General features: G+C 47.6%; 19 protein-coding genes. 10 read left to right on the forward strand and 9 right to left on the reverse strand.

The window, feature by feature from the left end; all coding sequences use genetic code 11:
* Nucleotides 1-10 precede the first annotated feature (10 nt).
* The gene (locus DXN05_RS18545; RefSeq protein ID WP_116848783.1) at nt 11-1,009 is read right to left on the reverse strand and encodes an AAA family ATPase; all 999 of its coding nucleotides are present in this window, start codon (nt 1,007-1,009) and stop codon (nt 11-13) included.
* Nucleotides 1,010-1,271: 262 nt separating this feature from the next.
* On the opposite strand from DXN05_RS18545, the gene ubiE reads away from it, so the two are divergent.
* Together ubiE and porT are read left to right on the forward strand one after the other, a co-directional pair.
* Nucleotides 1,272-2,015: a bifunctional demethylmenaquinone methyltransferase/2-methoxy-6-polyprenyl-1,4-benzoquinol methylase UbiE gene (gene ubiE, locus DXN05_RS18550; RefSeq protein WP_116848784.1), complete on the forward strand. Its 744-nt coding sequence runs from the start codon at nt 1,272-1,274 to the stop codon at nt 2,013-2,015.
* A 208-nt stretch (nt 2,016-2,223) separates the two neighbouring features.
* The gene (gene porT / locus DXN05_RS18555; RefSeq protein ID WP_116848785.1) at nt 2,224-2,973 is read left to right on the forward strand and encodes a type IX secretion/gliding motility protein PorT/SprT; all 750 of its coding nucleotides are present in this window, start codon (nt 2,224-2,226) and stop codon (nt 2,971-2,973) included.
* Between the two features lie 135 nt (nt 2,974-3,108).
* Here porT and DXN05_RS18560 read toward each other — a convergent pair whose 3' ends face one another.
* A complete protein-coding gene (locus DXN05_RS18560; protein WP_158559321.1) occupies nt 3,109-4,809 on the reverse strand; it encodes a hypothetical protein in 1,701 nt (566 codons plus the stop codon).
* 20 nt (nt 4,810-4,829) lie between these two features.
* On the opposite strand from DXN05_RS18560, the gene DXN05_RS18565 reads away from it, so the two are divergent.
* A complete protein-coding gene (locus tag DXN05_RS18565; RefSeq protein WP_116848787.1) occupies nt 4,830-6,167 on the forward strand; it encodes a dihydroorotase in 1,338 nt (445 codons plus the stop codon).
* A gap of 51 nt (nt 6,168-6,218) precedes the next feature.
* Complete coding sequence (locus DXN05_RS18570; protein ID WP_116848788.1) at nt 6,219-7,535, forward strand: MutS-related protein; 1,317 nt, start codon at nt 6,219-6,221, stop codon at nt 7,533-7,535.
* A gap of 3 nt (nt 7,536-7,538) precedes the next feature.
* Here DXN05_RS18570 and DXN05_RS18575 read toward each other — a convergent pair whose 3' ends face one another.
* Nucleotides 7,539-8,132 carry a hypothetical protein gene (locus DXN05_RS18575; RefSeq protein ID WP_116848789.1) on the reverse strand — a complete coding sequence of 198 codons (594 nt, stop codon included), beginning with the start codon at nt 8,130-8,132 and terminating at the stop codon, nt 7,539-7,541.
* A gap of 255 nt (nt 8,133-8,387) precedes the next feature.
* Here DXN05_RS18575 and DXN05_RS18580 point away from each other — a divergent pair, with 255 nt between their 5' ends.
* A complete protein-coding gene (locus tag DXN05_RS18580) occupies nt 8,388-9,932 on the forward strand; it encodes a YifB family Mg chelatase-like AAA ATPase (protein WP_116848790.1) in 1,545 nt (514 codons plus the stop codon).
* A gap of 115 nt (nt 9,933-10,047) precedes the next feature.
* Nucleotides 10,048-11,889 carry an ABC transporter ATP-binding protein gene (locus tag DXN05_RS18585; protein WP_116848791.1) on the forward strand — a complete coding sequence of 614 codons (1,842 nt, stop codon included), beginning with the start codon at nt 10,048-10,050 and terminating at the stop codon, nt 11,887-11,889.
* A 69-nt stretch (nt 11,890-11,958) separates the two neighbouring features.
* Here DXN05_RS18585 and DXN05_RS18590 read toward each other — a convergent pair whose 3' ends face one another.
* Nucleotides 11,959-14,397, reverse strand: coding sequence for a TonB-dependent receptor (locus tag DXN05_RS18590; RefSeq protein WP_116848792.1), 2,439 nt, complete (start codon nt 14,395-14,397; stop codon nt 11,959-11,961).
* A gap of 153 nt (nt 14,398-14,550) precedes the next feature.
* Between DXN05_RS18590 and DXN05_RS18595 the strand changes: the two genes are divergently transcribed.
* The 4 genes from DXN05_RS18595 (at nt 14,551) to uvrC (ending at nt 19,083) form a co-directional block, all read left to right on the forward strand.
* Nucleotides 14,551-15,135: an RNA polymerase sigma factor gene (locus DXN05_RS18595; RefSeq protein ID WP_116848793.1), complete on the forward strand. Its 585-nt coding sequence runs from the start codon at nt 14,551-14,553 to the stop codon at nt 15,133-15,135.
* A gap of 80 nt (nt 15,136-15,215) precedes the next feature.
* The gene (locus tag DXN05_RS18600; RefSeq protein WP_158559322.1) at nt 15,216-16,565 is read left to right on the forward strand and encodes an outer membrane beta-barrel protein; all 1,350 of its coding nucleotides are present in this window, start codon (nt 15,216-15,218) and stop codon (nt 16,563-16,565) included.
* Nucleotides 16,566-16,646: 81 nt separating this feature from the next.
* Nucleotides 16,647-17,219 carry a hypothetical protein gene (locus DXN05_RS18605; protein ID WP_147313988.1) on the forward strand — a complete coding sequence of 191 codons (573 nt, stop codon included), beginning with the start codon at nt 16,647-16,649 and terminating at the stop codon, nt 17,217-17,219.
* Between the two features lie 10 nt (nt 17,220-17,229).
* Nucleotides 17,230-19,083, forward strand: a complete 1,854-nt coding sequence (gene uvrC / locus DXN05_RS18610) for an excinuclease ABC subunit UvrC (RefSeq protein WP_116848796.1) — start codon at nt 17,230-17,232, stop codon at nt 19,081-19,083.
* Nucleotides 19,084-19,609: 526 nt separating this feature from the next.
* On the opposite strand, the gene porN is transcribed toward uvrC, so the two are convergent.
* The 5 genes from porN to DXN05_RS18635 form a co-directional block, all read right to left on the reverse strand.
* A complete protein-coding gene (porN, locus tag DXN05_RS18615) occupies nt 19,610-20,704 on the reverse strand; it encodes a type IX secretion system ring subunit PorN/GldN (protein WP_116848797.1) in 1,095 nt (364 codons plus the stop codon).
* A 26-nt stretch (nt 20,705-20,730) separates the two neighbouring features.
* The gene (porM, locus tag DXN05_RS18620) at nt 20,731-22,257 is read right to left on the reverse strand and encodes a type IX secretion system motor protein PorM/GldM (RefSeq protein ID WP_116848798.1); all 1,527 of its coding nucleotides are present in this window, start codon (nt 22,255-22,257) and stop codon (nt 20,731-20,733) included.
* A gap of 58 nt (nt 22,258-22,315) precedes the next feature.
* Entirely contained in the window at nt 22,316-23,068 is a 753-nt protein-coding gene (porL, locus tag DXN05_RS18625; RefSeq protein ID WP_116848799.1) for a type IX secretion system motor protein PorL/GldL, read from the reverse strand.
* A 130-nt stretch (nt 23,069-23,198) separates the two neighbouring features.
* Nucleotides 23,199-24,479: a T9SS ring complex lipoprotein PorK/GldK gene (porK, locus tag DXN05_RS18630; protein ID WP_116848800.1), complete on the reverse strand. Its 1,281-nt coding sequence runs from the start codon at nt 24,477-24,479 to the stop codon at nt 23,199-23,201.
* Nucleotides 24,480-24,759: 280 nt separating this feature from the next.
* Nucleotides 24,760-26,805, reverse strand: coding sequence for a thioredoxin domain-containing protein (locus DXN05_RS18635; protein ID WP_116848801.1), 2,046 nt, complete (start codon nt 26,803-26,805; stop codon nt 24,760-24,762).
* Nucleotides 26,806-26,821: the final 16 nt, after the last annotated feature.

Genomic DNA, 26,821 nt, shown 5'->3' on the forward strand with positions numbered 1-26,821 from the left:
TCAACAGTACCTATGGCACCTGCACGGTTTTAATAATGGTATCTACAATGTGTTCGGATGTAATGTTTTCTGCTTCTGCCTCATACGTAATACCAATGCGGTGGCGCAGCACATCTTTACAAATGGCTTTGATATCATCGGGTATTACAAAACCGCGTTTCTGCATAAAGGCCTGTGCCTTGGCAGCCAGGGCCAGGTTAATGCTGGCGCGTGGCGAACCGCCGTAGCTGATGTAATTTTTGAGATTGGCCATTCCGTACTGGTCGGGGAAACGGGTGGCGAATACAATATCTACAATGTATTGTTCAATTTTTTCATCCATGTACACCTGGCGGGTCAGTTCACGGCCCTGTATCAGGTCGTTCACCGTTACCACGGGTTTTACCTGCGGCGCAGTTAAGCCCTGCACCTGCTGGCGGATGATGAGCTGTTCTTCTTTTTTATCAGGATAGCCTACAATTACCTTCAGCATAAAACGGTCAACCTGTGCTTCGGGCAATGCATAGGTACCTTCCTGCTCCAGCGGGTTTTGCGTGGCCAGCACCAGGAAGGGATCGTCGAGGCGGAAAGTTTCTTCACCAATGGTTACCTGTCGTTCCTGCATGGCTTCGAGCAGGGCACTTTGTACCTTGGCCGGGGCGCGGTTAATTTCATCTGCCAGTATAAAGTTGGCGAAGATGGGGCCTTTGCGCACCATAAACTCGTTGCGCGGCTGGTTATAAATCATGGTGCCCACCACATCGGCAGGCAACAGGTCGGGGGTAAACTGTATACGGCTGAATTTCGCATGAACGGCCTGGGCCAGCGATTTAATGGTAAGGGTTTTGGCAAGGCCGGGAACCCCTTCGAGCAATACGTGCCCGTTGCTGAGTAAACCAATCAGCAGGCGGTCTACCATGTATTGCTGGCCTACCACCACTTTGCTGAGTTCGTTGCGTAAAACATCTACAAAAGCGGCCGATTGCTGAATCTGCTCATTGAGCCGGCGTATATCTTCTCCTGTTTGCATGCCTGTATTTTGATCTGGTTAAGCGGTTGCGCCGGCCAGTTTGCATTTTACTAACCGGTTGTTGCCCAAACTTAAATTATTTACTTATTACGCGGTAATAATACCTGATGAAAATAACACATCTATATAGTTACCGCCAACTGTGTTCAAATTTTGCCAAAACCTTAACCAACAACTATACCGAACACGGTTTGATTTCTTCCGCCCTTCGATATTCATCATTCCTTATTCCTTGTTCGATATTCAATATCTTTGCACCCCTATGGCAAAATTTGCGCACGACAAGATAGTACCTTTTCAGAACAGCGGCCTCAACAAAAAGCAGCAGGTGGCTCAGATGTTTGACAGTATTGCATACCGCTACGATTTCCTGAACCGTTTTCTGAGTGTGGGTATTGACGTGCAATGGCGCAAAAAAGCTATCCGCCAGCTGGCATCCGTTCATCCGCAAAATGTGCTGGATGTGGCTACCGGCACCGGCGATGTGGCCATTATGACCTACCGCATGCTGCGCCCGGCTGCCATTACCGGCATCGACATTTCCGCAGGCATGCTGGAGCACGGCCGCAAGAAAATTGAAAAGCTGGGCCTGCAAAACCAGGTCACCCTTGTCCTGGGCGACAGTGAAACCATTCAATTCCCAGACAATACGTTCGATGCCATTACGGTTGCTTTCGGCGTGCGCAACTTTGAAAATCTTGAAAAGGGCCTGCGTGAAATGTACCGCGTGCTGAAACCAGGCGGCAAGCTGGTGGTGCTGGAATTTTCCCGCCCCAGGAAAGCAGGTTTTAAAGGCATTTATAAATTGTATATGAATATTGTGGCGCCCGGAGTGGGCAAGTTTTTCTCGAAAAACAGGGAGGCCTACCAGTACCTGAACGATTCGGTACAGGCTTTTCCTGAAAGAGACCAGTTTGTAAAAATCATGGAAACCGTAGGCTACAGCAACACCTATTTTAAGCCGCTGACCATGGGTATCTGCTGCTATTATTGCGGTTCAAAGTAATTATTTTTTCAACCCCTGAACGTTTCTTTCCCCTGGTTGCATGGCTGACAATGTGCGGCTTATATCAATCCGGCGCCCGTTAACCGGCCGGGTTTAGCTGCTGTTTGCTGCGCATACAATTATCTTGCGTGAATAACGTTATTAATCCTTACAAACAGCACGACTGGACAATTTGTACGCTTTGAAACAAGTTATATTATTTATTTCAATGATTTATTTTAACAAACGTTGCATAGCCGGGAGATATTTGGGGAAGGCTGCTTTTCTGTTTCTGCTGGCTTTGACAGGCGTTTTTCGTACCCAGGCCCAACGCATTGGCCTTAACAGGCCCGATCATGATGATTGGCGTTATTATTTTGGAATGAGTATTTCCTACAACTCATCATACCTGCATACTTCAAAAAATCCACGGTTTTACCAGAACGACAGCATCCTGGTTACCGAACCCGGTTCAAAAGGCGGTATCGCCCTTGGCCTGCTGGGCACCCTGCGTATCAGCAATCACCTTGAATTCAGGGCCAACCCGCAGCTCATCATCGGTGGTTCCAAGTACATCACCTATACACTCAAAAACCCGTCACCCGGCGAGAGTATCATCGAACAAAAGCTGATGCCTTCCACCATCGTGGGCTTTCCGTTCCATTTCAAATTCAATTCAGACCGCATACACAATTTCAGGGTATACCTGCTGGGCGGTATCAAATACGATCTTGACCTGGCCAGCAACTCGGCCGCGCGCAATGCGGAAGACCTGGTAAAACTGAAAAAAGGTGATTTTGGCGTAGAAACCGGCATCGGTTTCAACTTCTACCTCCGTTTCGTAACCGTATCGCCGGAAATCAAATTCAGCCAGGGCCTCACCAATATTCACAGCCGCGACCCATCGCTTAAATACTCCAGCGTATTCGACAAACTGCAGTCGCGCATGATTTTCTTTACGCTGAACCTGGAAGATTAGCGAACAGCTGCGAGCAGCAAGCTACAGGCTACAAGCCGCTCACCGTAAGCAAAGAAGGTATGCATCACTGCATACCCCATTTCCCAACCCAACTTTAAACTTCAAACATTCAACCTTAAACATTCAACTCACTCACTAAAAATTAAACTCCCGCCGCGCCATGTTCATCCTGAAGCCAAACGTATAAAACAGGGCGTTGCTGTTGGGGCGGCCCTGTATGTTGTAGGTGCGGTAGGTTCCGTTGAAATCAATATAAGTGTTCTCAAATATTTCGTACGAGGCGTTAAAGCCGAGTGTAACACTGGTTACCGGCAGGCCTACGCCTATTTTCACATCATCGGTAACAGCATGTGTGTAATAGTTCAGGAAGATATTTGAGCCAAAGTTTTTGCCTGCACTGTCAAGCCCCTGTTTAAAAGCAATGAGCTTACCCTGCAACCATAATTTTTTGAAAGGCTGGTATTTGGCCAGGGCCACCAGCTCCCTGAAATTGGCGCCCAGCGGATGTGCCAGCGGTTGGTTGTAGTGGGAGAAATTGCCGATACTATCATAGTGCGCATAAGTGTACGGCCTTACAAAATTGCCTTCCAGCTGCAGGTCCAGGTTGTTGATGCCAAAAGCATTGATGTATTTACCGCCAATCTGTATGGCCCGTTTATTACGCCAGCTGCCTGCCCCCAGCTGGAAGAAGGTACTGCCCTGGAATTCATTTATCAGGAACTGACCGTACAGCTGGATATTGCGGGTGATATTGGAAGTAGCTTCCAGGCCGGTGCTCACTTTATCCGGGCTGCCCATTCCCTGCTCGATGGCTTTGTAGAAAATTACCGGGTTCAGGTAATTAAGCTCGTAGCCATTGGAGCGGTTGAACATGATGTTTTCATACAAGCCCAGGTTAAGCCATTTGAAAGCCTGGAAAGTAATATGGTGCAGGGCCATGTATTTCTTGGGACGGATAGAATCCGGGCCGCTTTTAAATGCAGAGGTAAGTTCTGCAAATACGCTCTGGTAATTGAATTTCCAGAAACGTGCATTTACTTTAAAATGCAGGAAGCTGTTGCTGAAATCGCTCAGGAACATACTGCGGTAACCGTTGCCCACAAACAGTTTGTCGTAGGCAAACACAAAATCAAAATATTTGCTGGCATGAAAGGTAATACCACCGCGGGCATCAAAGTAATCAAACCCCTGCAGGTTTTTACCATAGGTTTTATAGTACCCCTCGCCCGGCACAGCATTGTGCGCTACAAAAAACTGCCGTACATAACGCGGGTCCCGCTCCTGGTTTTCGGTTAGGTAGGTGTAAAAGCCAACCATGTTGGCAATGTTGCCGCGCAGGTAAATGCCACGGCTGTTCACAAAAAGATTGCCTGTACCATCGTTGGTATGCCCGTATTGCAGGTTCAGCAGCGGGTTAGCCACCAGTTTAAAATCGGGCGTGTTCACAGCGAACAGACTGCCGGGATTTTTGTAGAATGTATTAAACACGGGCTTTTTAATGCGGAACGAATCAAAATAGGCTGGCGCAAAGTCTTCGTTGTCCATCAGCAGCCGCTGAATATTGTAGCGGTCCAGCTGCGACAGTTTAAAAGGCAGGGCCCCGGCCTTATCCAGCGAATCAATATACAGCACCCGCTGGGTCACCTTCTGGCGGTTGTAGGGGCGTACGGAGCTGAATTCAAGCACCGAATCGTTGCGCAACTGAATACCCAGGCGGTCCAGTACCTGGTTCTGTTTATCCCAAAGGGGAATGTAGTCGGTTTGGGAAAACGCGGCGATGCTAATTAACAGGGTAGTTAATAGAATCATCCATTGTTTCATACCTTGCATAAGCATACTTTAAATTAAATGACTATATGGATTATGTGATTAAAAACGCGGGAATCGTTAATGAAAATAAGATCAGTCATGGCGATGTGTTGATAAGCAGTGGCAGAATTGCGCAAATAGGCGGCAAGATTGATGCCAAAGGCCTTGTTAAAGAAATTGATGCCACCGGATTGATGTTGTTGCCCGGCGCCATCGACGACCAGGTACATTTTCGCGAACCCGGCCTCACGCATAAAGCCAGCATTTATACAGAAGCAAAGGCAGCCGTGGCAGGCGGTGTAACCAGTTTTATGGAAATGCCCAATACCAACCCGCCGGCTTTTACACAGCAACTGCTGGAAGACAAATACGATATCGCTGCCGCAACTGCACTGGCCAATTACTCTTTTTACATGGGTACTTCCAACGACAATATTGAAGAAGTACTGGCCACCAACGCCAAAAAGAATGATGTGTGCGGCGTAAAAATCTTCATGGGATCTTCTACCGGCAATTTACTGGTTGATAGCCCGCTGATGCTCGAAAAAGTATTTGGCAACAGTGAATTGCTCATTGCCACACACTGTGAAGACGAAGCCATCATTAAACGCAACCTCGCTGCACGCAAAGCAGAAAAGCCGGTGCTGGAAGCATCGGATCATCCAATAATACGCGATGAAGAAGCTTGTTTTGAATCTTCATTCCGGGCCATACAGTTTGCCAAAAAACACAACAGCCGCCTGCATATTTTACATATCACTACTGAGAAAGAACTACAATTGTTCACCAACCTGGTGCCGCTCGAAAACAAGCGCGTCACCTGCGAGGTGTGTGTGCATCACCTGCATTTCACCAGCGATGATTATGCAAGGCTGGGAAATTTAATTAAATGCAATCCGGCCATCAAGGCACCCCATAATAAGCAGGCTTTGTGGAAAGCTTTACTCGATGACCGCCTCGATGTGATCGCAACCGACCATGCACCGCATACCTGGGATGAAAAACAGGAGGCCTATGAAAAAGCCCATGCCGGTTTACCGCTTGTTCAGCACTCACTGCTTACCATGCTGCATTATGTACAGCAGGGCGCCATCAGTATTGAAAAAGTGGTGGAGAAAATGAGCCATGCCGTTGCCACCTGCTTCCAGATCAAAGAACGTGGTTTTATAAGGGAAGGCTATTTTGCTGACCTTGTGCTGGTAAACATGAATCAACCCTATACCGTTAACAAGTCGAATATTTTATACAAATGCGGATGGAGCCCGTTTGAAGGCTTTACCTACCCGGCTTCGGTTACCCATACTTTTATTAATGGCAACCTGGTTTATGAAAACGGGCAGTTCGATGAATCTAATAGGGGGATGCGTTTGCAATTTACCAGGTAAACTGCCCTAAACATCAACCCCAATACCGTAACGTAAACCAGAAATACCACTATGCAGGCCGACAAAACCACCTTGTACGATTTGTCTATCATGTCTCATGATGAAGAGTTGTCTGTTATCCATCATTTCGACTTTACCCGAACCATCGGCGGCCGGGAATGGCTGCGCGTATTGTTGGGCAAACCGCTCTCTACCTTAAAAGATATCACCGATACCCAGGCATTGCTACGTCAGGTTATTGCCATTGAGCCACACTGGCCGCAGAAAATATCCAACGGCACTATCATGGTGATCGGCCGTTTCTACGAAACCGCTGTCAATGATATACCGGCCAGTTCCAACCTCCTGACTGCCCTTATCTACAAAATCACCAATCCTTCCGATTTTGGCATTGTTCGGTATTCGGTAACCCATTTCATCGACTTTGTACAAGGTTTGCAAGAGCTGAGCCGGCTGCTTACACCCGGTAATCAATCCACGCAGCTCAAAGATATTGCAACGCGTATTGACCAGGTACTGCAACGCCCGCAAATACAAGAGATGCTGCAGGTGGACCGTTCCCAACCGTTGCCGGTTGACCGCATGCTGCGTTTTGGCAATTACCTGCGCTACCATTTTAAACAGCAGGTGGTAGAACTGATAGAAATGTACAGCAAGCTGGACGCGTATTACAGTATGGCCGTTGCATGCAAACAGTTCAACTTTATATTCCCTGAATTTATCGAGGCAGTAAAACCGGCTGTTACCGCCACGCAGTTGTTTCATCCTTTATTGCAAACACCTGTTTCGTACGATATTGCCTTAACCGAACATGAGAACTTTTTGTTTTTAACCGGCGCCAATATGGCCGGCAAAAGCACATTCATCAAAGCAGTTGGCATAGCCGTTTACCTGGCGCATGTAGGTATGGGCGTTCCCGCACAACACATGCAGCTCACAATGTTCGACGGGTTGCTGAGCAACATACAAGTGGCAGACAATATCGTTAAAGGCGAAAGCTACTTTTTCAATGAAGTACAACGCATCCGCAAAACCATTGAAAAAATAAGCGACGGCAAAAAATGGCTGATCCTCATTGATGAACTGTTTAAGGGCACCAACGTGCAGGACGCCATGAAATGCAGCACGGTTGTTATCGAAGGCTTGCGCAAAATGCAGAATACGCTGTTTATCCTTTCTACCCATTTGTACGAAATAGGTGACCAGCTGCAAGTGCATTCCAACATCCAGTTCCGCTATTTTGAAACACAGGTAAACAACGACCAGCTTGAATTTAATTACCAGTTAAAACATGGCATCAGCAACGATCGCCTGGGCTACCTGATATTGAAAAACGAAGGCGTGGTAAATATGCTTGAACAGCTGTAATACCTACCAGCCAACGCTTACCAGTAAACCCGCCAGCACTGCATCGGCGGGTTTGTTGTTGCTATACGTATCTGCAAACGCGCCCAACCGCAAGGTGCCGGTAATAAATACACTCGCCTGCATGCCCGCATAAAATGCACAGTTGCTGCCATTGCGCGGAAAGGCGGGTTGCATGGTTTTATCCTGCGCACCGGGCAGTGCATAGTTGTACAGCCGGAAACCAAGCCCTGTATGCACCTGCAGCATCACCGGGTATTCTTCGTTCATGATACACCAGCCAATGGCAGGTGTAATATACAGTGACCGGTAACTGCCTGGGGCAGCGCCCTGCTGCCTGGCATTGCGCAGCGTTTGACTTAAATGCCCAAGCGCCAGGCATTGTGCTGTTAACGACAGTATGGCCTTGCCCACTGTTCTGCCATATCCAATGCTGCCGCTGTACCCGTTGCTGCCATCCGGGGTTTCAAAACCATAACCACCTTTAAACGCAAGCTGGTTAACGGTTTGCTCCTGTGCATGGCTTACAGCAGGTAATAGCAGCAACAGGCACAGGCTAAAGACAAGTGCATAAACACCCATCCTGTTATTGCGTTTCATAAGTGTACGGTTGTGGTGTTTTTATAATCAGCCTGTAATCTGATATATTTCTGCCTGTAACGGCCTGCCTTTTCCGTAAATGCGTGTAATTGATTTTTTAACGTAGCTAAATTGTTGTTGTACGTAAAATGGCAACAGATCTCCCTGACAAACCATAAAAAGTTGCCCTCCATTCCTGTTCATTATTTCTGCACACTTGTACATATGCATCTGCCCGCTATCTTTATTCCCTAACCTTATTTAAACATCGCACACATGCTCGTCAAAACCTTTGGCAGCGCCGTATATGGCGTTGATGCCATTACCATCACTATTGAAGTAAATGTATTGCCCGGCCGCAACTATTACATGGTGGGCCTTCCCGATAATGCCGTTAAAGAAAGCCTGCAGCGCATTGAAAGCGCCATCAAAACCAATAAGCTCCATATGCCGCGCACCAAACTGGTGGTGAACATGGCGCCGGCCAATATCAAAAAAAGCGGCTCTGCATTTGACCTGCCTATTGCTGTTGGTGTACTCGCCGCATCCGAGCAATTGCAACAGCCTGATAAATTACAGCAGTATGTAATGATGGGCGAGCTGGGGCTCGATGGTACCGTTCAACCCATTAAAGGCGCACTGCCCATTGCCATGCAGGCACACCGCGAAGGCTTTGCCGGGCTTATTGTTCCGCTCCAGAACGCCAAAGAAGCAGCCATTGCCAACCTGCTGCCGGTATATGGTGTATCGCATTTAAGCGAGGTGATCCATTTTCTCAACAACACACAACCCCTGCAACCGGTACCAGTCAATGCGGCAGAAGAGTTGTTTCATACACAGCACCTTTTCGATGTGGATTTTACCGACGTAAAGGGCCAGGAAAACATTAAACGTGCGCTGGAAATTGCCGCAGCCGGGGGACATAATGCTGTGCTTATCGGTCCGCCGGGCGCAGGCAAAACCATGCTGGCCAAGCGGTTACCCACTATTTTACCACCGCTTAACCTGAGCGAGGCACTGGAAACCACCAAAATTCACAGTGTGGCCGGCAAACTGCCCGATCATATGGCACTGGTAAGCAGGCGCCCCTTCCGGTCGCCACACCATACCATCAGCGATGTGGCCCTCGTTGGCGGAGGCAGCCTGCCACAACCGGGTGAAATTTCGCTGGCGCACAACGGTGTGTTATTTTTAGATGAATTACCCGAATTTAAACGCACCGTGCTCGAAGTAATGCGTCAACCTATGGAAGAACGGCGTGTGAGTATTTCGCGCGCACGCATTGCACTGGATTTTCCGGCCAATTTTATGCTCATCGCCAGCATGAATCCTTGCCCCTGCGGATTTTACAATCACCCGGAGAAAGAATGTACCTGCGCGCCCGGCGCTGTACAGAAATACCTGAACAAGGTGTCAGGTCCTTTGCTCGACCGTATTGACCTGCATGTGGAGGTTACCCCGGTGTCGTTTCAGCAGTTGGGCAGGCAAGAGACGGGAGAGCCTTCTGCCCTTATCCGCAACAGGGTGTTGAAAGCCCGCGACATACAGGCACAACGGTATGCACAGCAACCCGGTACACACTGTAACGCGCAGATAAATACGAAATTATTGCACCAATGGTGCCGTCCTGATGCCGCAGGCGAAACATTATTGAAAAATGCCATGGAACGACTTAACCTGTCCGCCCGCGCTTACGACCGTATTTTGAAGGTCAGCCGTACCATCGCAGACCTTGCCGGGAGCAACCAGGTACAGAACATGCATGTGGCAGAAGCCATCCAGTACCGCAGTCTTGACAGGGAAGGCTGGGCCGGCAGGTAGTCATCTTGACAGCATTGGGCAGCAGCATGATTGTTGTTGAGGAAAAGCGTAATTTTTCAACATAAAACAGGCCCCTGTAGCGGGTAAAGTAAAATGCCCGTTTAAAATATATTGCATGAAGATTCTGATTCATTATTTAAAACCACACAAGTGGCTGGTGTTACTTGCGCTTTTACTGGCCACGATTAACCAGACTTTCTCCCTGCTGGACCCCTATTATTTCAGGCAACTGATTGACCAGTATGCGGTAAAACACAAAAACTTTTCAGTAGACCCGCATGGATTTGTGGTAGGGGTTATATGGGTATTGCTGCTATTAATGGGCGTAGCCATGATATCCCGCATTGCCAAAGCATTCCAGGATTATGCTACCAATGTGATTATCCAGAAATTCGGCGCCAAAATATTCACTGACGGCCTGAAACATTCCCTCAAGCTGCCATTCCAGGATTTTGAAGACCAGCGCAGCGGTGAAACGCTGAGCATTTTAACCAAGGTGCGTACTGATACGGAGAAATTTATTACCAACTTTATCAACGTGTTTTTCCTGCTGATCGTGGGTGTGGTATTTGTAACCATTTACGCGTTTTCCATACACTGGTCGCTCCCGGTTATTTACTTCACCGGTATCCTGCTGCTGTCCTTTTTAACCAGTTTGCTGAGTAAAAAAATAAAGCGCATCCAGAAAGTCATTGTAAAAGAAACCACCGCTTTGGCTGGTACCACTACCGAGAGCTTGCGCAATATTGAACTGATCAAAAGCCTTGGCTTAAGTGAGCAGGAAATAAGAAGGCTGAACAACAATACCTATAAAATACTCGGCCTTGAACTGAAGAAAGTGAAGAGCATACGCACCCTGAGTTTTATACAGGGTACCTTTGTAAATACGCTGCGCCAGGTGATCCTGTTTGTATTGATGTTGCTCGTGTACCGGGATATTTTAACCGTAGGGCAATTGATCTCCATGCAATTCTATTCATTCTTTATTTTCGGGCCATTGCAGGAAATCGGCAACATCATCTCCTCTTACCGCGAAGCAGAAGCATCGCTGGAGAATTTTGAAAAACTGATGCAACGGCCTGCAGAAATCAAACCGCTGCACCCTGCACATATCGGCGGTATTGAAACACTTGATTTCAATAATGTCACATTCCAGCATCAGACAGCCAATTTCCCTGCACTGGAGCATATCAGCTTTTCAGTAAAGAAAGGTGAAACCATTGCCTTTGTTGGTCCATCCGGTTCAGGCAAAAGCACACTGGTAAAACTGCTGGTAGGTTTGTACAGTTCAAAAAAAGGCGATATCAATTACAACGGGGTGCACAGCAGCAATATTGATTTTGATGAGCTGCGCACGCAAATTGGTTTTGTAACACAGGATACGCAGCTGTTTGCAGGCACCATTAAAGAAAACCTGTTGTTTGTAAACCCCGATGCCACTGATGCAGAACTGGAAGATGTATTGTACAAAGCCAGCTGCCATACCCTGCTGGCCAAGGCCGACAATGGTTTGCAAACCGTAATTGGTGAAGGTGGTTTAAAACTCAGCGGTGGTGAAAAACAACGCCTCAGCATAGCCCGCTCGCTGCTGCGCCGCCCGCACCTGCTTATTTTTGATGAAGCTACTTCTGCACTGGATTCTATTACAGAGGAAGAAATTACGGCTACCATCAAAAACATTTCGATGCTGAAAGAACAGATCACTGTTTTAATTGCACACCGCCTTAGCACCATTATGCATGCAGACAGGATTTATGTGCTGGAAAAAGGCCGCATTATTGAAACCGGCACCCACCAGGAGTTGCTTTCCATCAATGGTCTGTATCACGCCATGTGGCGTCAGCAAATTGGCGAACGCAAATATCCTGCAATCACAGAGCCTGCTGCCATGCCTGCTTCCGGCAAGCCGGCCGCCAAACAGCCTGTACCGGCAGCAGCCAACGGCAATGGGCAATAAAACAATGGAACCATCAAACAATTGAACAATAAAAAAAATCCCGGCTGCAGCAGCCGGGATTTTTTTTATTTAAATATGAAAGCTTAGCGGCACTTCCAGCTTTATACTGAAGTTACGGCCCATGTTAAAAATGCCTTGTCTGCCTGTAGCCTCATTTACCGGGAGGTATTTCAAACGGCTTAAATGACTTTGATAGGCTACATCGCCCAGGTTATAACCGGCCAGGTGTAAACTGAACAATGTTCTGCCTTTTTTATCGGTAAAGTCCGAACCGATGCTTGCATTAATCAGCCAGTAGCCGGGCGTGGCGGTTTCAGTAGCAAAGCCGGTGAATGCATTGTTCTGATCGAAGGTGTAATCGCTTTCTACACTTACATACAGGTTCTTCAACCCATTTTTACCCTGTGCAAAAAAGTTGCCGCGCAGTTCAGAAATATAACGTGCGGAAGGTACAAAGGGCAGGTTTTTACTGTCATCAACAGCCTGTGTAAACTTACCGCGTGTGTAAGAGAAAATGTTCTCGAAATGCAGCCAGTCAAGCGGGTGCGGGTGAATATCCAGTTTCATTTCTACACCGTACAGGTTCGCGGTTTGCTGTGCAAATTTAAACACGTTCAGAGGCGAGCCGTCGTCAGGATCGGCCACTGTACTGTCTTGCCCTGCAGCATTCAGCACATTGCGGTAGTAAATAAAATTGGTGATGTGGTTGTAAAACAAACTTGCATCCAGTGATACGTGTTCGGAGTTTACTTCCACACCTGCATCGCCCTGCAAACTGGTTTCAGACTTCAGGTTGTGGTCTCCCACTTCATAGCGAACCGTGCCTTCATGTGCACCGTTGCTGGCCAGTTCGGCCATATTGGGTGCGCGGAAACCGCGGGCGATATTGGCTTTCAGGTTCACTACATGCGACAGTGCGTAGCTTGCGCCCACGCTGCCGGTGAGGTTGGAGAAGTTCTGCGTGAAAGGTGCAAATTTTTCAGCGCCGTCTTCCAGCAACTGTTTGCCGTTTACATGGCGGTTATCGAAACGAACGCCACCACTCACGGTTAACTTATCGGTAGAGTATTGTTCAAAAACAAAACCACCAATATCGAATAAACTGTAATCAGGTATCAGCACTTCTGCTGCACGGTTGGTGTTGGTTTGATACATGCCTGTGCTTCCGAAACTGGTACGCCAGGGGCCGGATGCAGGTAAGTGGTAACGTACGCTGTAGTTCACGGTTTTCAAATCAAAAAAGGCATCGGGTGTGCTGATATCGTCTACATTACCAAACTCCTGCCTGCGGCTGCGCTGGTAGCCAACGGTTACATCCAGCTTGCTTTTGCCGATGTTGAACGCATTGTCGCTGGTTACTTTAAAGTGGCGAATGTGCTGAAAAGGCACCACCGGTTTTATTTTGCTGAAGTCAGATCCGCTGGCAATTACTTCCTCACCTCCGGGCAATTCCTTTAAAAATTTGCCGGTGGCAGAATCACGTTCGCCTTCGTTAAAACCAATGTGCTGGTCAAAGCTGCTGGCCATTAAATGGCTGTAGCCCCAGCTGCCGCTGTAACCCAGCAAACCGCCTACATTCTTGTTGTAGAACTTGGAGTTAAAAACCGGGCCGTCGTATTTGTTGCGGTAATCCGCTGCCCCTTTGTAACTGCCGTAAGCCGACCAGCTGAAACCATTTTTGGTGCCTGCCACATCGCCGTAAAAACCACGCAGGCGGCTGTTGGTCTGGTATTCGCTCAGCACATGGGCATTCATGCTGCCTTCAGGCGCAGGCGTTAAGCTTTGTATATTAATTACACCTGCCAGTGCATCGCTGCCATACATCAATGAAGCCGGTCCCTTCAGCACCTCAATACGTTTTACGCTGTAGTCATCTACTTCAATGCCATGTTCATCGCCCCATTGCTGGCCTTCCTGGCGAACAGCGTCGTTTACAATAAGCACGCGGTTGTAGCCCAGGCCGCGGATAAATGGTTTTGAAATAGCCGGGCCGGTTGTAACACCTGCCACGCCGGGTACTGTTTTGGTCAATGCATCAATTACATTGGTAGAAGAAGTGTTCAGCAGGTCGTTGTGTTTAACAATCTCGATCGATTGCGGTGAGCGCCTGGTACTGATGGCCGAGGTAACACCGGTTACGGTTACGTTTTCCTGCTCTACCACGGCCGGTTGCAGTGCAAAATCCTGCGTGGTGTTTCCCTGAACGGTAATTTCCCTGATCACGGTGGCATAACCCTGGTAGCTTATTTCAGCCAGGTGTTTGCCATTGCCCAGCACACGGGTTTTATAACTGCCGTCGCCGGTTGCGATGGCACCTGTGTGTGCGTCGGGAAAATAAATGGTTGCTCCTGCCAGCATGTTACCGGTTTTGGCGTCGGTTATCCTGCCCGTCAATACGGGATGTACCGAACGCGATCCTGTCTCTTTCTTGCCAGTAGAATCTCTTTGTGCTAATGCTCCCTGTGTTGCCAACCCCATGAGCAACGCCAGAAAAACCGTTTGCCTCATAACTGCTGTTTAATTTTGATACAATGCTGCAAATTTAGGGATATGGATCATTTTTTCAACAATGTTGCAAAATTTTCTTCCCCCTGTCTACCGGCCATTATTTAAGGTTTTACCGAAAATTATGTGTATTTTTAAAAGACACAATCACTGCTGATGGATGAGAGTGCTCTTTTAACAGGCTGTTTGCAAAACGATCCGGCTGCACAGCGGGAATTGTACAACAGGTACAGTCCCAAGATGCTCTCGGTGTGCTATCGCTTTGCGCAAAGCCGTGAAGATGCGGAAGACATGCTGCAGGAGGGCTTCATCAAAGTGTTTACACAAATTCACACCTTTCAGCACAAGGGCGCTTTTGAAGGATGGATCAGGCGTATCGTTGTTCATACCTGTATCAACCTGATCAAGAAACACAAGAAATTCAATGAAAATGTAGACCTCGCGCATGCCGCGCTGCTGCAGGTACGCGAAGATACCATTCCTGCCATTATGCAGGCCAAACAGGTTATTGAATGTATCCGCCTGCTACCCATTGGTTACCGAACCGTTTTAAACCTATATGCCATTGAAGGCTACAGTCATAAGGAGATTGCAGAAATGCTCGATATTGAGGAAAGTACCAGCAGAAGCCAGTATACCCGTGCACGTGCTATGCTTGAAACGATTCTTGTAAGAAAAAAGATTCTGGAAAAACCGGAACCCGATGCAGCGTGGCTGCTCTCTTTGAAGACTAATAAATGATATGAGCCTTACCGATGCGAAGCCCCTTTTATAACGACGAATTTGAGGATTACCTTCAAAATAAGGTAAAGCATCACCGGATGTATCCGGGCGATCAGCTGTGGCGTAATATTCACGAGCAATTGCATGAACGTGGCCGCTGGCCTGCCCTCACCTTTATTTCCATTATTATCATTGCCTTGCTGGTAGTAAGCACTTTACTGTTAAAACCGGCAGATAAGCTGCTTAACAATACCCGTTACCGCATGGCTACACCCGAAGTGCAGCTTGCGCTCGCTACACCCGCCCCCAATTCTGTTGAACCGCTCGAAGAATCTATTGCCACAGAAATTATTACCCGCCGCACCATTGATGATGCCAGGCAAAGAATACACGAGCAAAATGCCCCGGCAGCCGATATTGCTGTAGCCGCCAGTGTTACCGCCGCTGCCATTGCACCGGCTCCGCCACCGGTTGCTGCGCAGCTGCAGTTACCCGCAGAAGCTACTGCACAGGCGCTGGTTGACACGTTTAATTTCAGCCGTGCCGATACATTGCCTGCCTCAGGTATTGCATTTAATGCCGCTTACAGGTTTGACACACTCACCTACAATAACAAGTTTAATTTCAGCGCCAACGCGGCCACGCATAATCCCAACGATGAATTGCTGAAAAACCTCGGCTTTACCAAACAGACTACGGCTATTACCTTAAAACCAAGGATCTCCAGGTTTGATATAGAAGCGTACATTACGCCCTCGGCCAGCTACCGCCGCCTGCTGAATGATAAAGGCAATGCAGACCTGCAGCGCTTTTTACCTACCCCGCTCAGCGGCAACACTTCGGTTGACGTAAACAAGGTGGTACGTCACAAACCGGCCATAGGCATGGAAGTGGGCGTTTTGCTCGGTTACCGGCTTAACAGGCAGTTGACCCTGAAAGGCGGTTTGCAGTATAATCAGCGCCAGTACGACATTGAAGCCTATACCCAGCACAGCAATGACCAGCCCCTGCCTGGCAGCTCTTCAGGCCCCGGCCCGCAGCCTGCCCCTACTTACGACAACAGCACCACTGTAAATACACTGTCCATCCTCAAAAACCGGTACCGTGAATTGTCACTGCCTATCGGGATCGACTGGAAGGCCAGCGCTACAAAACCTTTCACCTGGGGCGTTACCGCACTCGCAGCGCCCACCTATATGTTTAACAAAGACCCGTTTGTGCTCTCTACCAACCTGAAAAATTATACCGACGGGTCATCCCTTCTGCGTCACTGGAATGTGAACACCAGCTTCGGCGCCTATATCAGTTACCGTACGGGTGACTATAGGTGGCAGTTTGGACCGCAGTTCCGTTACCAGCAGCTGTCTACCTTCAAATCGGCTTATCCCATCAAAGAATACCTGCTTGATTACGGGATTAAGCTCAGCGTTACCAAAACCATTCGTTAAAGCCGCAACACAAACACAACTGCTTAAAGGGAAGATGCCATCTGTGCATCTTCTCTTTTTTTATGGCCGTATCTTTACCGTATGAAATCATTGTACTTGCTGGCAGCCTGTGCGCTGCTGGTTTCAGCCTGCAAACAGCATGCGGCGCCACCGCCCAATACCTACAACAACGATACCGTGGCATTTTTTCCTGTGCAGGATTACCTGCGCGCGCAAATCAAGTCTATCGACAGCGTGCCTTACTTTATGTACCGCCTCACGGTAACCGACGATAAAAAAGATTCGGCCACTATTACCCGCGAGCAGTTTAATGAAGCTACACAGGTATTTACCCGGTTTAATATTGCAGAACCCGCTATCAAAAAATATTACAGCGAATCCGTATTCGGCGACCAGAGCACCAACAGCTATACCATCAGCTATACCACCAACAACAAAGACCTGCCTGTACAGCGCATTGATGTGCTGCTGAAACCGGAAGACCAGAAAGTGAAACGCATTTTTATCACCACCATGGAAAACCGCAACGACAGTTCTATTGTTACCCGCCTGGGATGGAAGCAGAACGAAAGCTGCACCATCAACACAAGCATCAGCCACAAAGGCAAAAACAGCAATACACAAACCACCCTCGTGTGGAACGGACAAAATTAACAGGCAAGACATGACGCAGCAGGAATTTCAGCAAATAGCAGCCACCATCCCGGTTCAACCGGGCATCTACAAATATTTTGATGCAGGCGGCACATTGCTGTATGTGGGTAAGGCCAAAAGCCTTCGCAAAAGAATCAGCTCCTATTTCTCCAAAACCTTCACCGGCTATAAAACACACGAGCTGGTGCAGCGCATTAACCGCATTGAATTTACCATTGTAGATTCGGAACAGGATGCATTTTTACTGGAGAACTCCCTGATTAAACAGTTTCAGCCCAGGTTTAACATCAACCTGAAAGACGATAAAACCTATCCGTACATCGTTATTAAAAAAGAGCCCTACCCGCGTATCTTTTTAACCCGCAGCAAAATAAACGATGGCAGCGAATACCTGGGGCCGTTTACCTCAGCAGGTAAAGTACGGGAACTCATCAGCTTTATCAGGCAATACATTCCTTTGCGTACCTGCAAGCTCAATCTTACGCAGAACAACATACAGAAAGGCAAATTCAAGGTTTGTCTTGAATATCACCTGGGCAATTGTAAAGGCCCCTGCGAGGGGCTGCAAACTGCAGCAGATTATGCAGAAGGACTGCAGCAGGTACGTCAGCTGCTGAAAGGCAACCTTACACCCGTGATCAATGTGTTTAAAGCGCAGATGACCGAACTGGCCGTAAACATGCAGTTTGAAAAAGCGGAGATGGTACGCCGCAAAATTGAACACCTCGAAAACTACCAGTCGCGCTCTGTTATTGTGAGCAAACACCTGGGCACACTCGATGTATTCTCTATTTTAAAAGAACACAACACGGCTTACGTGAACTACCTGATGGTAGAAAACGGCACCATTGTGCAAACCCATACCGTTGAACTGGAAGCCCAGATTGAAGAAAGCGAAGAAGATGTGCTGGCATTTGCCGTGCTAAACCTGCGCGAGAAGCTAAACAGTGCCGCGCATGAAATTGTACTGCCCTTTGCCATTGAATACCCTGACGGCAATGTAACCATTACACTGCCCAAAGGCGGCGATAAAAAGAAGCTGCTGGATCTTTCCCTTAAAAACGTGAATTACTTTAAGGAAGAGCTGCACAAACGCAAAATACTGCAGCTGGAAGGCCGTACCGATATGGAGAAGAAGAAAGTGCTGTACGAAATACAACAGGCCCTGCAGCTGCCCGAAGTGCCGGTGCACATCGAATGTTTCGATAACTCCAATTTCCAGGGCAGTTACCCGGTATCGGCCATGGTTTGTTTCAGGGATGGTATTCCCGCCAAACAGGATTACCGCCATTACAATGTAAAAACCGTTACCGGCATCAACGATTTTGCCACCATGAAAGAAGTCGTGTACCGCCGCTACAAACGCCTCACCGAAGAAGAAAAGCCCCTGCCCCAGCTGGTGATTATCGACGGAGGCAAAGGCCAGCTGGGCGCTGCCATGGAAAGCATCCGCGAACTGGGACTGGTGGGTAAAATGACGTTGATGGGTCTCGCAAAAAACGAAGAAGAACTGTTTTTCCCCGGCGACAGTGAATCGATCAAACTACCCTGGGACAGCGAGGGCCTGAAACTGATACGCCGCATACGCGACGAAGTGCACCGTTTCGGTATCACCTTTCACAGGCAAAAACGCTCAAAGGGCACTTTTGTAAACGAACTGGAGCAGATACAGGGAATTGGCAAGCAAACGGCCACCCAGCTGTTGAAAGAATTCAAGTCTGTTAAAAACATCCAGGGCAAAACAGTAGCGGAACTTTCCGGTTTAATCGGGAAGGCAAAAGCCATGCTTGTTTTTAATCATTTTCACGAACCCGAACACGGGGAAGCGAACCCGGAGCAAGCAGCAGGCAATATCGATAACTGATTATTTTTTGCCGATAAAAACAGGGGAGCAAACATAGTCGGGAGAACATGTAGCCGTACGGAAGATTTGCCTGAAAGCGGTTGCGCAAAACCGGTGTTTCTGTTGAGGACAGGCCTAAAATAAAAAAGGGGCCAGGATAGAAATCCAACCCCATTTTAAAATCCAATATCCTATGAAAAACCAGGGTAAAGGTAAGTAATGAAAATGCTCCGGCAAGTTTTTTCATTGGTTTTTTTGCAGTTATATACAATTTTTAATGTACACGATTGCATAATACTTTCGTGTTTTATATACACATTACTACTCGTGAAATGCAGTCACAGCAAGCGTTTCAAGAAACCAGGGCCATTATTGCCATTCAATTTTGCCTGAACGGCAGCCGTCCATTTTTTAACCATCTATCAAAGTAAATACGCAACGGTTTGTGTAGAAACGACACTTATGAAAAGTTGCCCTGGAAACCGGTTGATACAGGCACAAAAAAAGTCCCGGACGAGCCGGGACCTTTTATATTATTTGAATAACCTTAGTAAGACCAGAGCGATTGCTCGTAGTTAAAGATTTTATCTTTAACATTCTCACCTTCCAGCAAGCGGAAGAGGGGGTCTTTAATGTATTCTTTAAACTCTTTGTCGAACGGGTTATCAATAGTACTTTTTACGAGGTAGCTGGAGAACATGCGGCTTTCAAAAAGCTCTTCCCAGCTCATACGGCCACCGTAGTTTTTACCGTTGTATACTTCGTACTTGGCCAGTGTGGGACGCAGATCGGGGTAGTACACCCAGAAAAGCACTACATCTTCACCAAGGTCCATACCGCTTGAGGTGCGCAAACGCATCATGGGTGCGATACCAAGGATACGTACAAACATGCGTGATGATTCTTTATCAAAGATCCATTCTTCTTTCACTTTGAATTTGTAGATAGAATCAATCGGTATCTGTTTGCCGCGTACTTCCCTTTTTACCACGTTACCATTCAGGTCGGTTACGTCTACTGTATCAAAACCAGCACCGCCGGAAAGTGATTTTACCACCTGCTCTTTGGTTAGAGGCGTTGTAAAACGGTCATCATCGGCAGAGAAAGCTGTTACACTGTCTGTACCATTGATGGCACTGTACAGGATAGAGATGAAACGCTGGTTACCATTGTCTTCTGTAGCGGCATAACGGAACGGAAGGTTCATTTTTTCCCTTGCGTCAATTACGCGCCATACTTTCTGACGGTAAACGGCATCATCTTCCCGGATGTTCTCGTACGTCAGTGGCGTTCTTTCTTTTACCAGGTTGCGTTCTACTGCATTGTCATTACGCAGCGACTGCTTGATGGTATCGGTTAAACCGCCGCCTGAATTAGGAATCACCTCGAGTGGTACATTGCTCTGCGGCTGTGCATTGTTAGCCGGCGGAGGGGTACCATAACCTGATGAAGGCTGGGCACCATAACCCGATGGCGGATTGCCATAACCAGATTGCGAATTGTTGTTCTGAGTAGTATCAGTAGTCGTTCCATAACCACTACGTGCGCGCGGCTTTCTCTTTTTCTGCGCCTGCGTATCGATCGCGAGGAAGGATACCAGCCCTACCGCCAACAATATCGCTTTAACTATACTGGTTTTCATATTTTAAATATTGTAATGTAAAATCCTTAATAACAGTTGAAAGCAAGTGTAGGTAAGGTTCTTGTACGTCCGTCAGGACCTACCGCCTTGATTTCATCTATCACCAGCGTGCTGCCAGGTTGCAGTTTGCTCATAATTCTTTTGGCGTCTGCACCAAAATAAGCACCTGCATTCTGTGCGATGCCCGGGTTACCAAAGCCAGCACCTGTAGCATATACCACGAAGCTGGTTACGTTAAAGCTTACCCCTTCAAACACGAAGTTTTCCAGTTCAGCACGCACACCCTGCTGGGCTTTCAGGTTATTGGTTGGTACGCGGCCACCTTTGTCTTTACCAATCATGGCAACAGGATCAGGTACTGATTTTACCCTGAACTCGAAGTTGGTTGGTTTGCCATCGGCAACTACGGTTACGTTTGCCTTGCCTGCTGTTGAAGGATGCGCTACGTATTTACCGGGACCGGTTTTTTCCAGGGAACCATTGTCCAGTTTAACCTGTACTTTTTCGTCACCTACGCTACCGCCGCTTACGCTGAGGTCGTTAGGCAAACCAATGTACAGTACTTTCACTTTGTCAGCACTTACGCTTGCACCGGTGGGAGAACCAACGTTATAAACGATGTCCTTATCCAGTGAGCCCATGGTGCCGTCTGGTTTCTTAAACGAAATATGCACCTTTTTAGTATACGCGCCGGGGCCGCCTACCGTTGTTTTGTATTCAGCAACACCGTCAGCATTCAGCGGAACGGTAGCACCATCGATGCTTACGGTAGGCGCTGCAGCTTTACTGAAGGCACCTACACCACCGGTGATGGTTAATTCCTGGCCAGGCATCAGGTACGCCGAGCTTTGGCTGGCTATAGCCTGGAACTGATCGTATACTACGGCAACTTCACCTACTTTTCTGTGAATGGCATCAATAACCATGGCTTCACTGTTGCGCACATCATTCTGGAATTTACTCATAATGGTAATGCCTGCAACCGTTGGCGTCATATGGAAGTAAGCAAATTCCCATTTCTGGTTGGTTGCTTCCTGTGTTTTAGGGATGCTGAGATCGATAGGTAATGTTTTGGCAAATTCGGTTTTAATATCCGGGTCAATTGCCAGCATTTTGTTTTTGTAATCAGCTAATTTCTGCTGTAATTCTTTGCCATATTTACCTTCCACGAACAGGTGGGTGGTAGCTTCCAGGTTATCTTCCTTATATTCTTCCACACCATTCTTCACTTCAAGGCCAGACTGTTTTTTCAGCTCAACCTTAAGTCCTTCGAGGTAGGCGAACATATCTTCAGATAATTTCTGCGCTTCCTGCGCTTTGGGAAGCCATTTCTCCGCACGTTCGCGGCTGGCTGGGTCTTTTAATTTAGCTTCAAAAGACTTGAAGATAGCTGCGTTTTTATCATTAATCGTTGCACTGGCATTATTCAGGCTACGATCCACGGTTTTAAAGGCGTTCAGGATTTCATTCGACACATTCAGCGCCAACAATGCAGTCAGCACCAAATACATCAGGTTAATCATCTTCTGCCGTGGCTCTTTAGGTAGTGCCATATCAGGAATAGATTTTAATACATGTTACGAAATTGGATCATCAAGTTTATATGCGCTATTATCTACCCTGCATTGCAGTGAGCATATTGCCATAAATCTGGTTCAGTTTGCCCAGGTTTGTAGCCAGCATTGCAATCTGTTTCTGAGCGCTGACTGCGTCATCGGCGCTGTTGCTCATAGCAGCTGAAGCTTCGGCCAGTTTGCTGTAGAACTGATTCAGGGCTTTCAGATGGTTATTGCTTTCCTGCAATTCCAATTCGTAAATAGTATTTAAAGAAGACAAGTTTTTGGTGAGTACCTGTACCTGCTCGTGGAACACCTGTGTGCTGCCGGCTGCATTGTTGAATGAAGCCAGTGAGTTGGCAGTAGTAACGTAAGCGTCTTTTACAGAAGTTAAAGCAATGGCTGCTTCTTTGGTTTTCTGTGTATAGTCGCCTGTAGCTTTTACTACATCGCTGATTTCACCCATTTTTTCTACTGTAGTGCCCAGTTTCTGGAAACCGGCGCTCAGTTTAGAAAGGTTGGCAGGAGTGATATCTGCGTCCTGCAACATTTTTTCCATGTTTTTCAGTGCAGGGTTACCTGCTGCGGTTACAGCTACAGGAGCTGTTTCGTGGCCACTATCGGGCGGAGGCAAGAACGCGTATACGAGGAAGATCACTGCTTCGATACCCAGACCAAGCGGAAGGAATACGCTAGAGCCTGGCCAGTGCTGGATTTTAAACATCGCACCAACAATTACAATAGATGCGCCTACGCATACGATAACGTTTACGAGCCTGTTTACTGCGGGAGAAACTCCAGATGCCATAGTTAAGTTTTTGTTTGTGTTTTTGTGTATGGTTCAATTGCTGAAAACGTCTTTCACAAGGCTGATGCCAGCCTTTAAGGATTCTTGGGTATAGTTTATTAGTATTCCGTTTATAGCTAAACTTTAACGATTAACGCCTTTTGAGCATGGCAGGCAGGTCAATCACACACCTGAAACCGATGTACGATTTTGCTGTATCCTGGTACTCGTAGTTGCGTGTGCTGGTTTGCAGGTAATAACCCACATCTTTCCAGCTGCCACCCCTTACTACCTTGCGCTTCATCCTGGGAGGATCATTGTCTTTAGCGTCGTAGCGAACGTCGGGGTTCATATCATGTTGGAAGTTGTAAGAGCCTTCGTAGTAATAGGAAGAGGTCCATTCTGCCACATTACCCGCCATGTTGTACAGGCCAAAATCGTTGGGCCAGTAGGCATCGGCGCGTACGGTATAGAAACCACCGTCTTCAGGGTAGTTACCCCTGCCTGGTTTAAAGTTGGCGAGCAGACAACCTTTTTTGTTTCTCAGGTAAAAGTTACCCCAGGGGAACATGGATTGTGTGCGGCCGCCCCTTGCAGCGTATTCCCATTCAGCTTCTGTAGGCAGGCGGAAATCGCTTTCCACTGCTTTTTTCTTGGCTTCGAGGAAACTGTTGAGGTAATGTGTTCGCCAGTGACAGAAGGCTACTGCCTGTTTCCAGCTCACCCCTACTACAGGGTAATTGCCGAATGAAGGGTGTGTATAGTAGCGTTTAGCCATCGGCTCATTATAAGAGTAGGAGAAATCACGCATCCAAACCAGTGTATCGGGATATACTTTCTGCTCGTAGCGGTAAATGAAGTGACTTACCGGTACGCCTGCGTTTTCGCGTTTGGCGGCTTCTTTCAGGTTAAAGCCCTGGATATTGTACACCAGTTTATCAGGATCGATCCCGATTTTATTGTACAACCGGTTATCCGGCGCCAACACCATGCGGTTCAGTTTTTCCAGCGTGGTTTTATCGGTGTAATTAATGGTACGCGCTTTTTTCCAGTCAATGGCAGTATCCCCGCTTTGACCGGTTTTCATATAACCCAGGTCAACGGCGGCCAGTGAATCGCGCACCCACATTACAAACTGACGGTATTCGTTGTTGGTAATTTCGGTGGCGTCCATCCAGAATCCATTGATAGACACTTGCTTGTTACGGGCTGTTAAATTGTAATTGATGTCCTCATCGCTGGGACCCATGTGGAAGGTTCCCGGTGGCACATATACCATACCGAGTGGTTTACCCATACTACCCCGCGCTGAAGGACTTACTCCATGTAATTGGCCATCATCCGGGGGGCCCTGATACTTCCCCTTTTTATTGCAACCAGCTGCAAAAATAAGCGCAGTTAGTGCGGATATTGCGATCAATTGGCTTCTCATTCTACTAATATGGTTTGAAGGGTATTGAGCAAATATAGCTATTTAAACATATCAGGCAACTTTTATTAAATCGTTAACAAGCAGCTACCTGGTAAGGCTTAAAAACGCCTTTTTGTTCAGAATATTGTTTCAACCCCAATCATTTTTATTGCAACAACTTGCTGACTAGCAATGCTATTGCTGGTTATGTCAATAAATGTTAATGATCACTCCAATAAAACTGGCCTGTTTTTCATTACAACGCATTCCGGCTGTGCGGGACATGTTTTGAAGGCATGGCTTACATACCTGACCGGATAGATTTTATCAGTTCCTGCACCGCATAAACGGGTGCATGGCAGGCGTAATTTTTACACAGGAAAATGGCGGTTTCAGGTTGTACCGGCTTGCCGGCCAGTAATGGGAAGTCGGGATGGGTTGCTGAAGACGACTGGATAATTTTATTGGGAATAAAACAACGCAGTATATCATTCAGGATATTGCCAGGATCGGTGCCGGTTACAACAATTTCATTCAGTCCCATTGTTGCCAGCTGAACCACACCTGCCCATACTCCGAAAGAAGTGGGGTAACGGGTAATGGCCTGTCCTAATCCGGCGATCATAGTTTCCGCCTGGTTGTACCATTGGGGGCGGTTATATGCGACAGACAAATACAGCAAGTTAAATGCCATAGTTGCATTTCCGGAAGGTGTGGCGCCATCATACACTTCTTTCTTACGAACGATTACATCCTGCTGCTTATTGTGCGTATAAAAAAAGTAACCCCCATCTGCTGCAAAATGCATTTCTACATACTCCATCAGCTCCTTTGCACGGGCAAGGTATTTCACTTCGCCGGTTATTTCCTGCAACGCAACCAGTGCCTGTACAAAATACGCATAATCGTCAAGGAAGGCTTCAACAGGAGGCTGATCCTTTTTTAGTGAATGAAATAAACCGCCGTCTGCCGCGCTGAATAAACTGGAAAGCATCCTGATGTTCTTTTCTGCTACCTCACGGTAATGGGTGTTACCGGTAGCTGCATAGGCTTTGCAATAAGCAGTTGTCATGAGGGCATTCCACCCCAGCAGTATTTTATTGTCCAGCGCAGGCCGCACTCTTTGCGCTCTTCGCTGCAGCAACAGTGTTTTCCAGGCCTGCATTTTTTCTTCGAGCTGCTGTACTGTTATATGATGAGCCGCTGCAACCGTTTCACGCTGCCCGGGAATCCACAAAATATTGGTATGTTCCCAGTTGCCATGGTCCTGCACGTCGTATAGCTGGCAAAACAATCCTGCATCATTGCCCAGCAGTTCGTTGATCTCTGCCTTTTGCCAGGTATAGAATTTACCCTCCACCCCTTCGCTGTCTGCATCCAGTGCGCTGTAAAAACCGCCGTCGGATGCATAGAGCTCTCTTTCTACAAAAGCAAGGGTTTCATGTATCACGTTTGCGTATTGCTGGCGGCCGGTGAGCTGGTAAGCCTCGGCCAGCACGGCAACCAGCAGTGCGTTATCGTATAACATTTTCTCAAAATGCGGGGCCAGCCATTCCTTATCGGTACTGTAACGTGCAAAGCCGCCACCTGCCTGGTCGTAAATGCCACCATCAATCATTTTATCAATACTCAGCAATGCCTGTTGTAAGGCAGGTTCGCTGCCGGTGAAATAATGATGACGCAATAAAAACTGTATGGCAAAGGTTTGCGGGAATTTGGGTGCATGCCCAAACCCACCCCATTCGGTATCGGCCTGGGTTAATATATTAGCTGCAATCTGCTGCAGGTTATCACGGGTAAAAAGGGCTGCCGTTTCTTCGGCGCCGGGTGTGCGTATGCCGAAGCTGTTGGCATTTAACAGGTGATCGGTTAAGTTACCGGCCTGTGCTTCTATTTCTTCGCGTTTGTTTTGCCAGGCATCGTTGATTGATTCGAGCACCTGCGTCCAGCTGGGACGCTGGTAGGCGCTTACGGGCGGATAATAGGTTCCGCCATAAAACGGTTTTCCGTCAGGTGTAAGAAAAGCATTCAATGGCCAGCCGCCGCTGCCGGTGAGTGCCTGCACGGCATCCATGTAAATATGATCGAGATCGGGCCGCTCTTCGCGGTCGATCTTGATGTTGATAAAACTGCGGTTCATCAGTGCGGCAGTGGCATCGTTCTCAAAACTCTCTTTCTCCATAACATGGCACCAGTGGCAGGCCGCATAACCAATGCTTACGAGTATAGGCTTGTTCTCTGCCTTTGCTTTTTCCAGCGCTTCTGGTCCCCACGGATACCAGTCAACCGGGTTGTGTGCATGCTGCAGCAGGTACGGACTGGTTTCATTGATCAATCGGTTGGACATTGGGGTTAGTTTGAAT

Source organism: Deminuibacter soli (genome assembly GCF_003412455.1).
Taxonomy (GTDB): Bacteria; Bacteroidota; Bacteroidia; order Chitinophagales; family Chitinophagaceae; genus Deminuibacter; species Deminuibacter soli.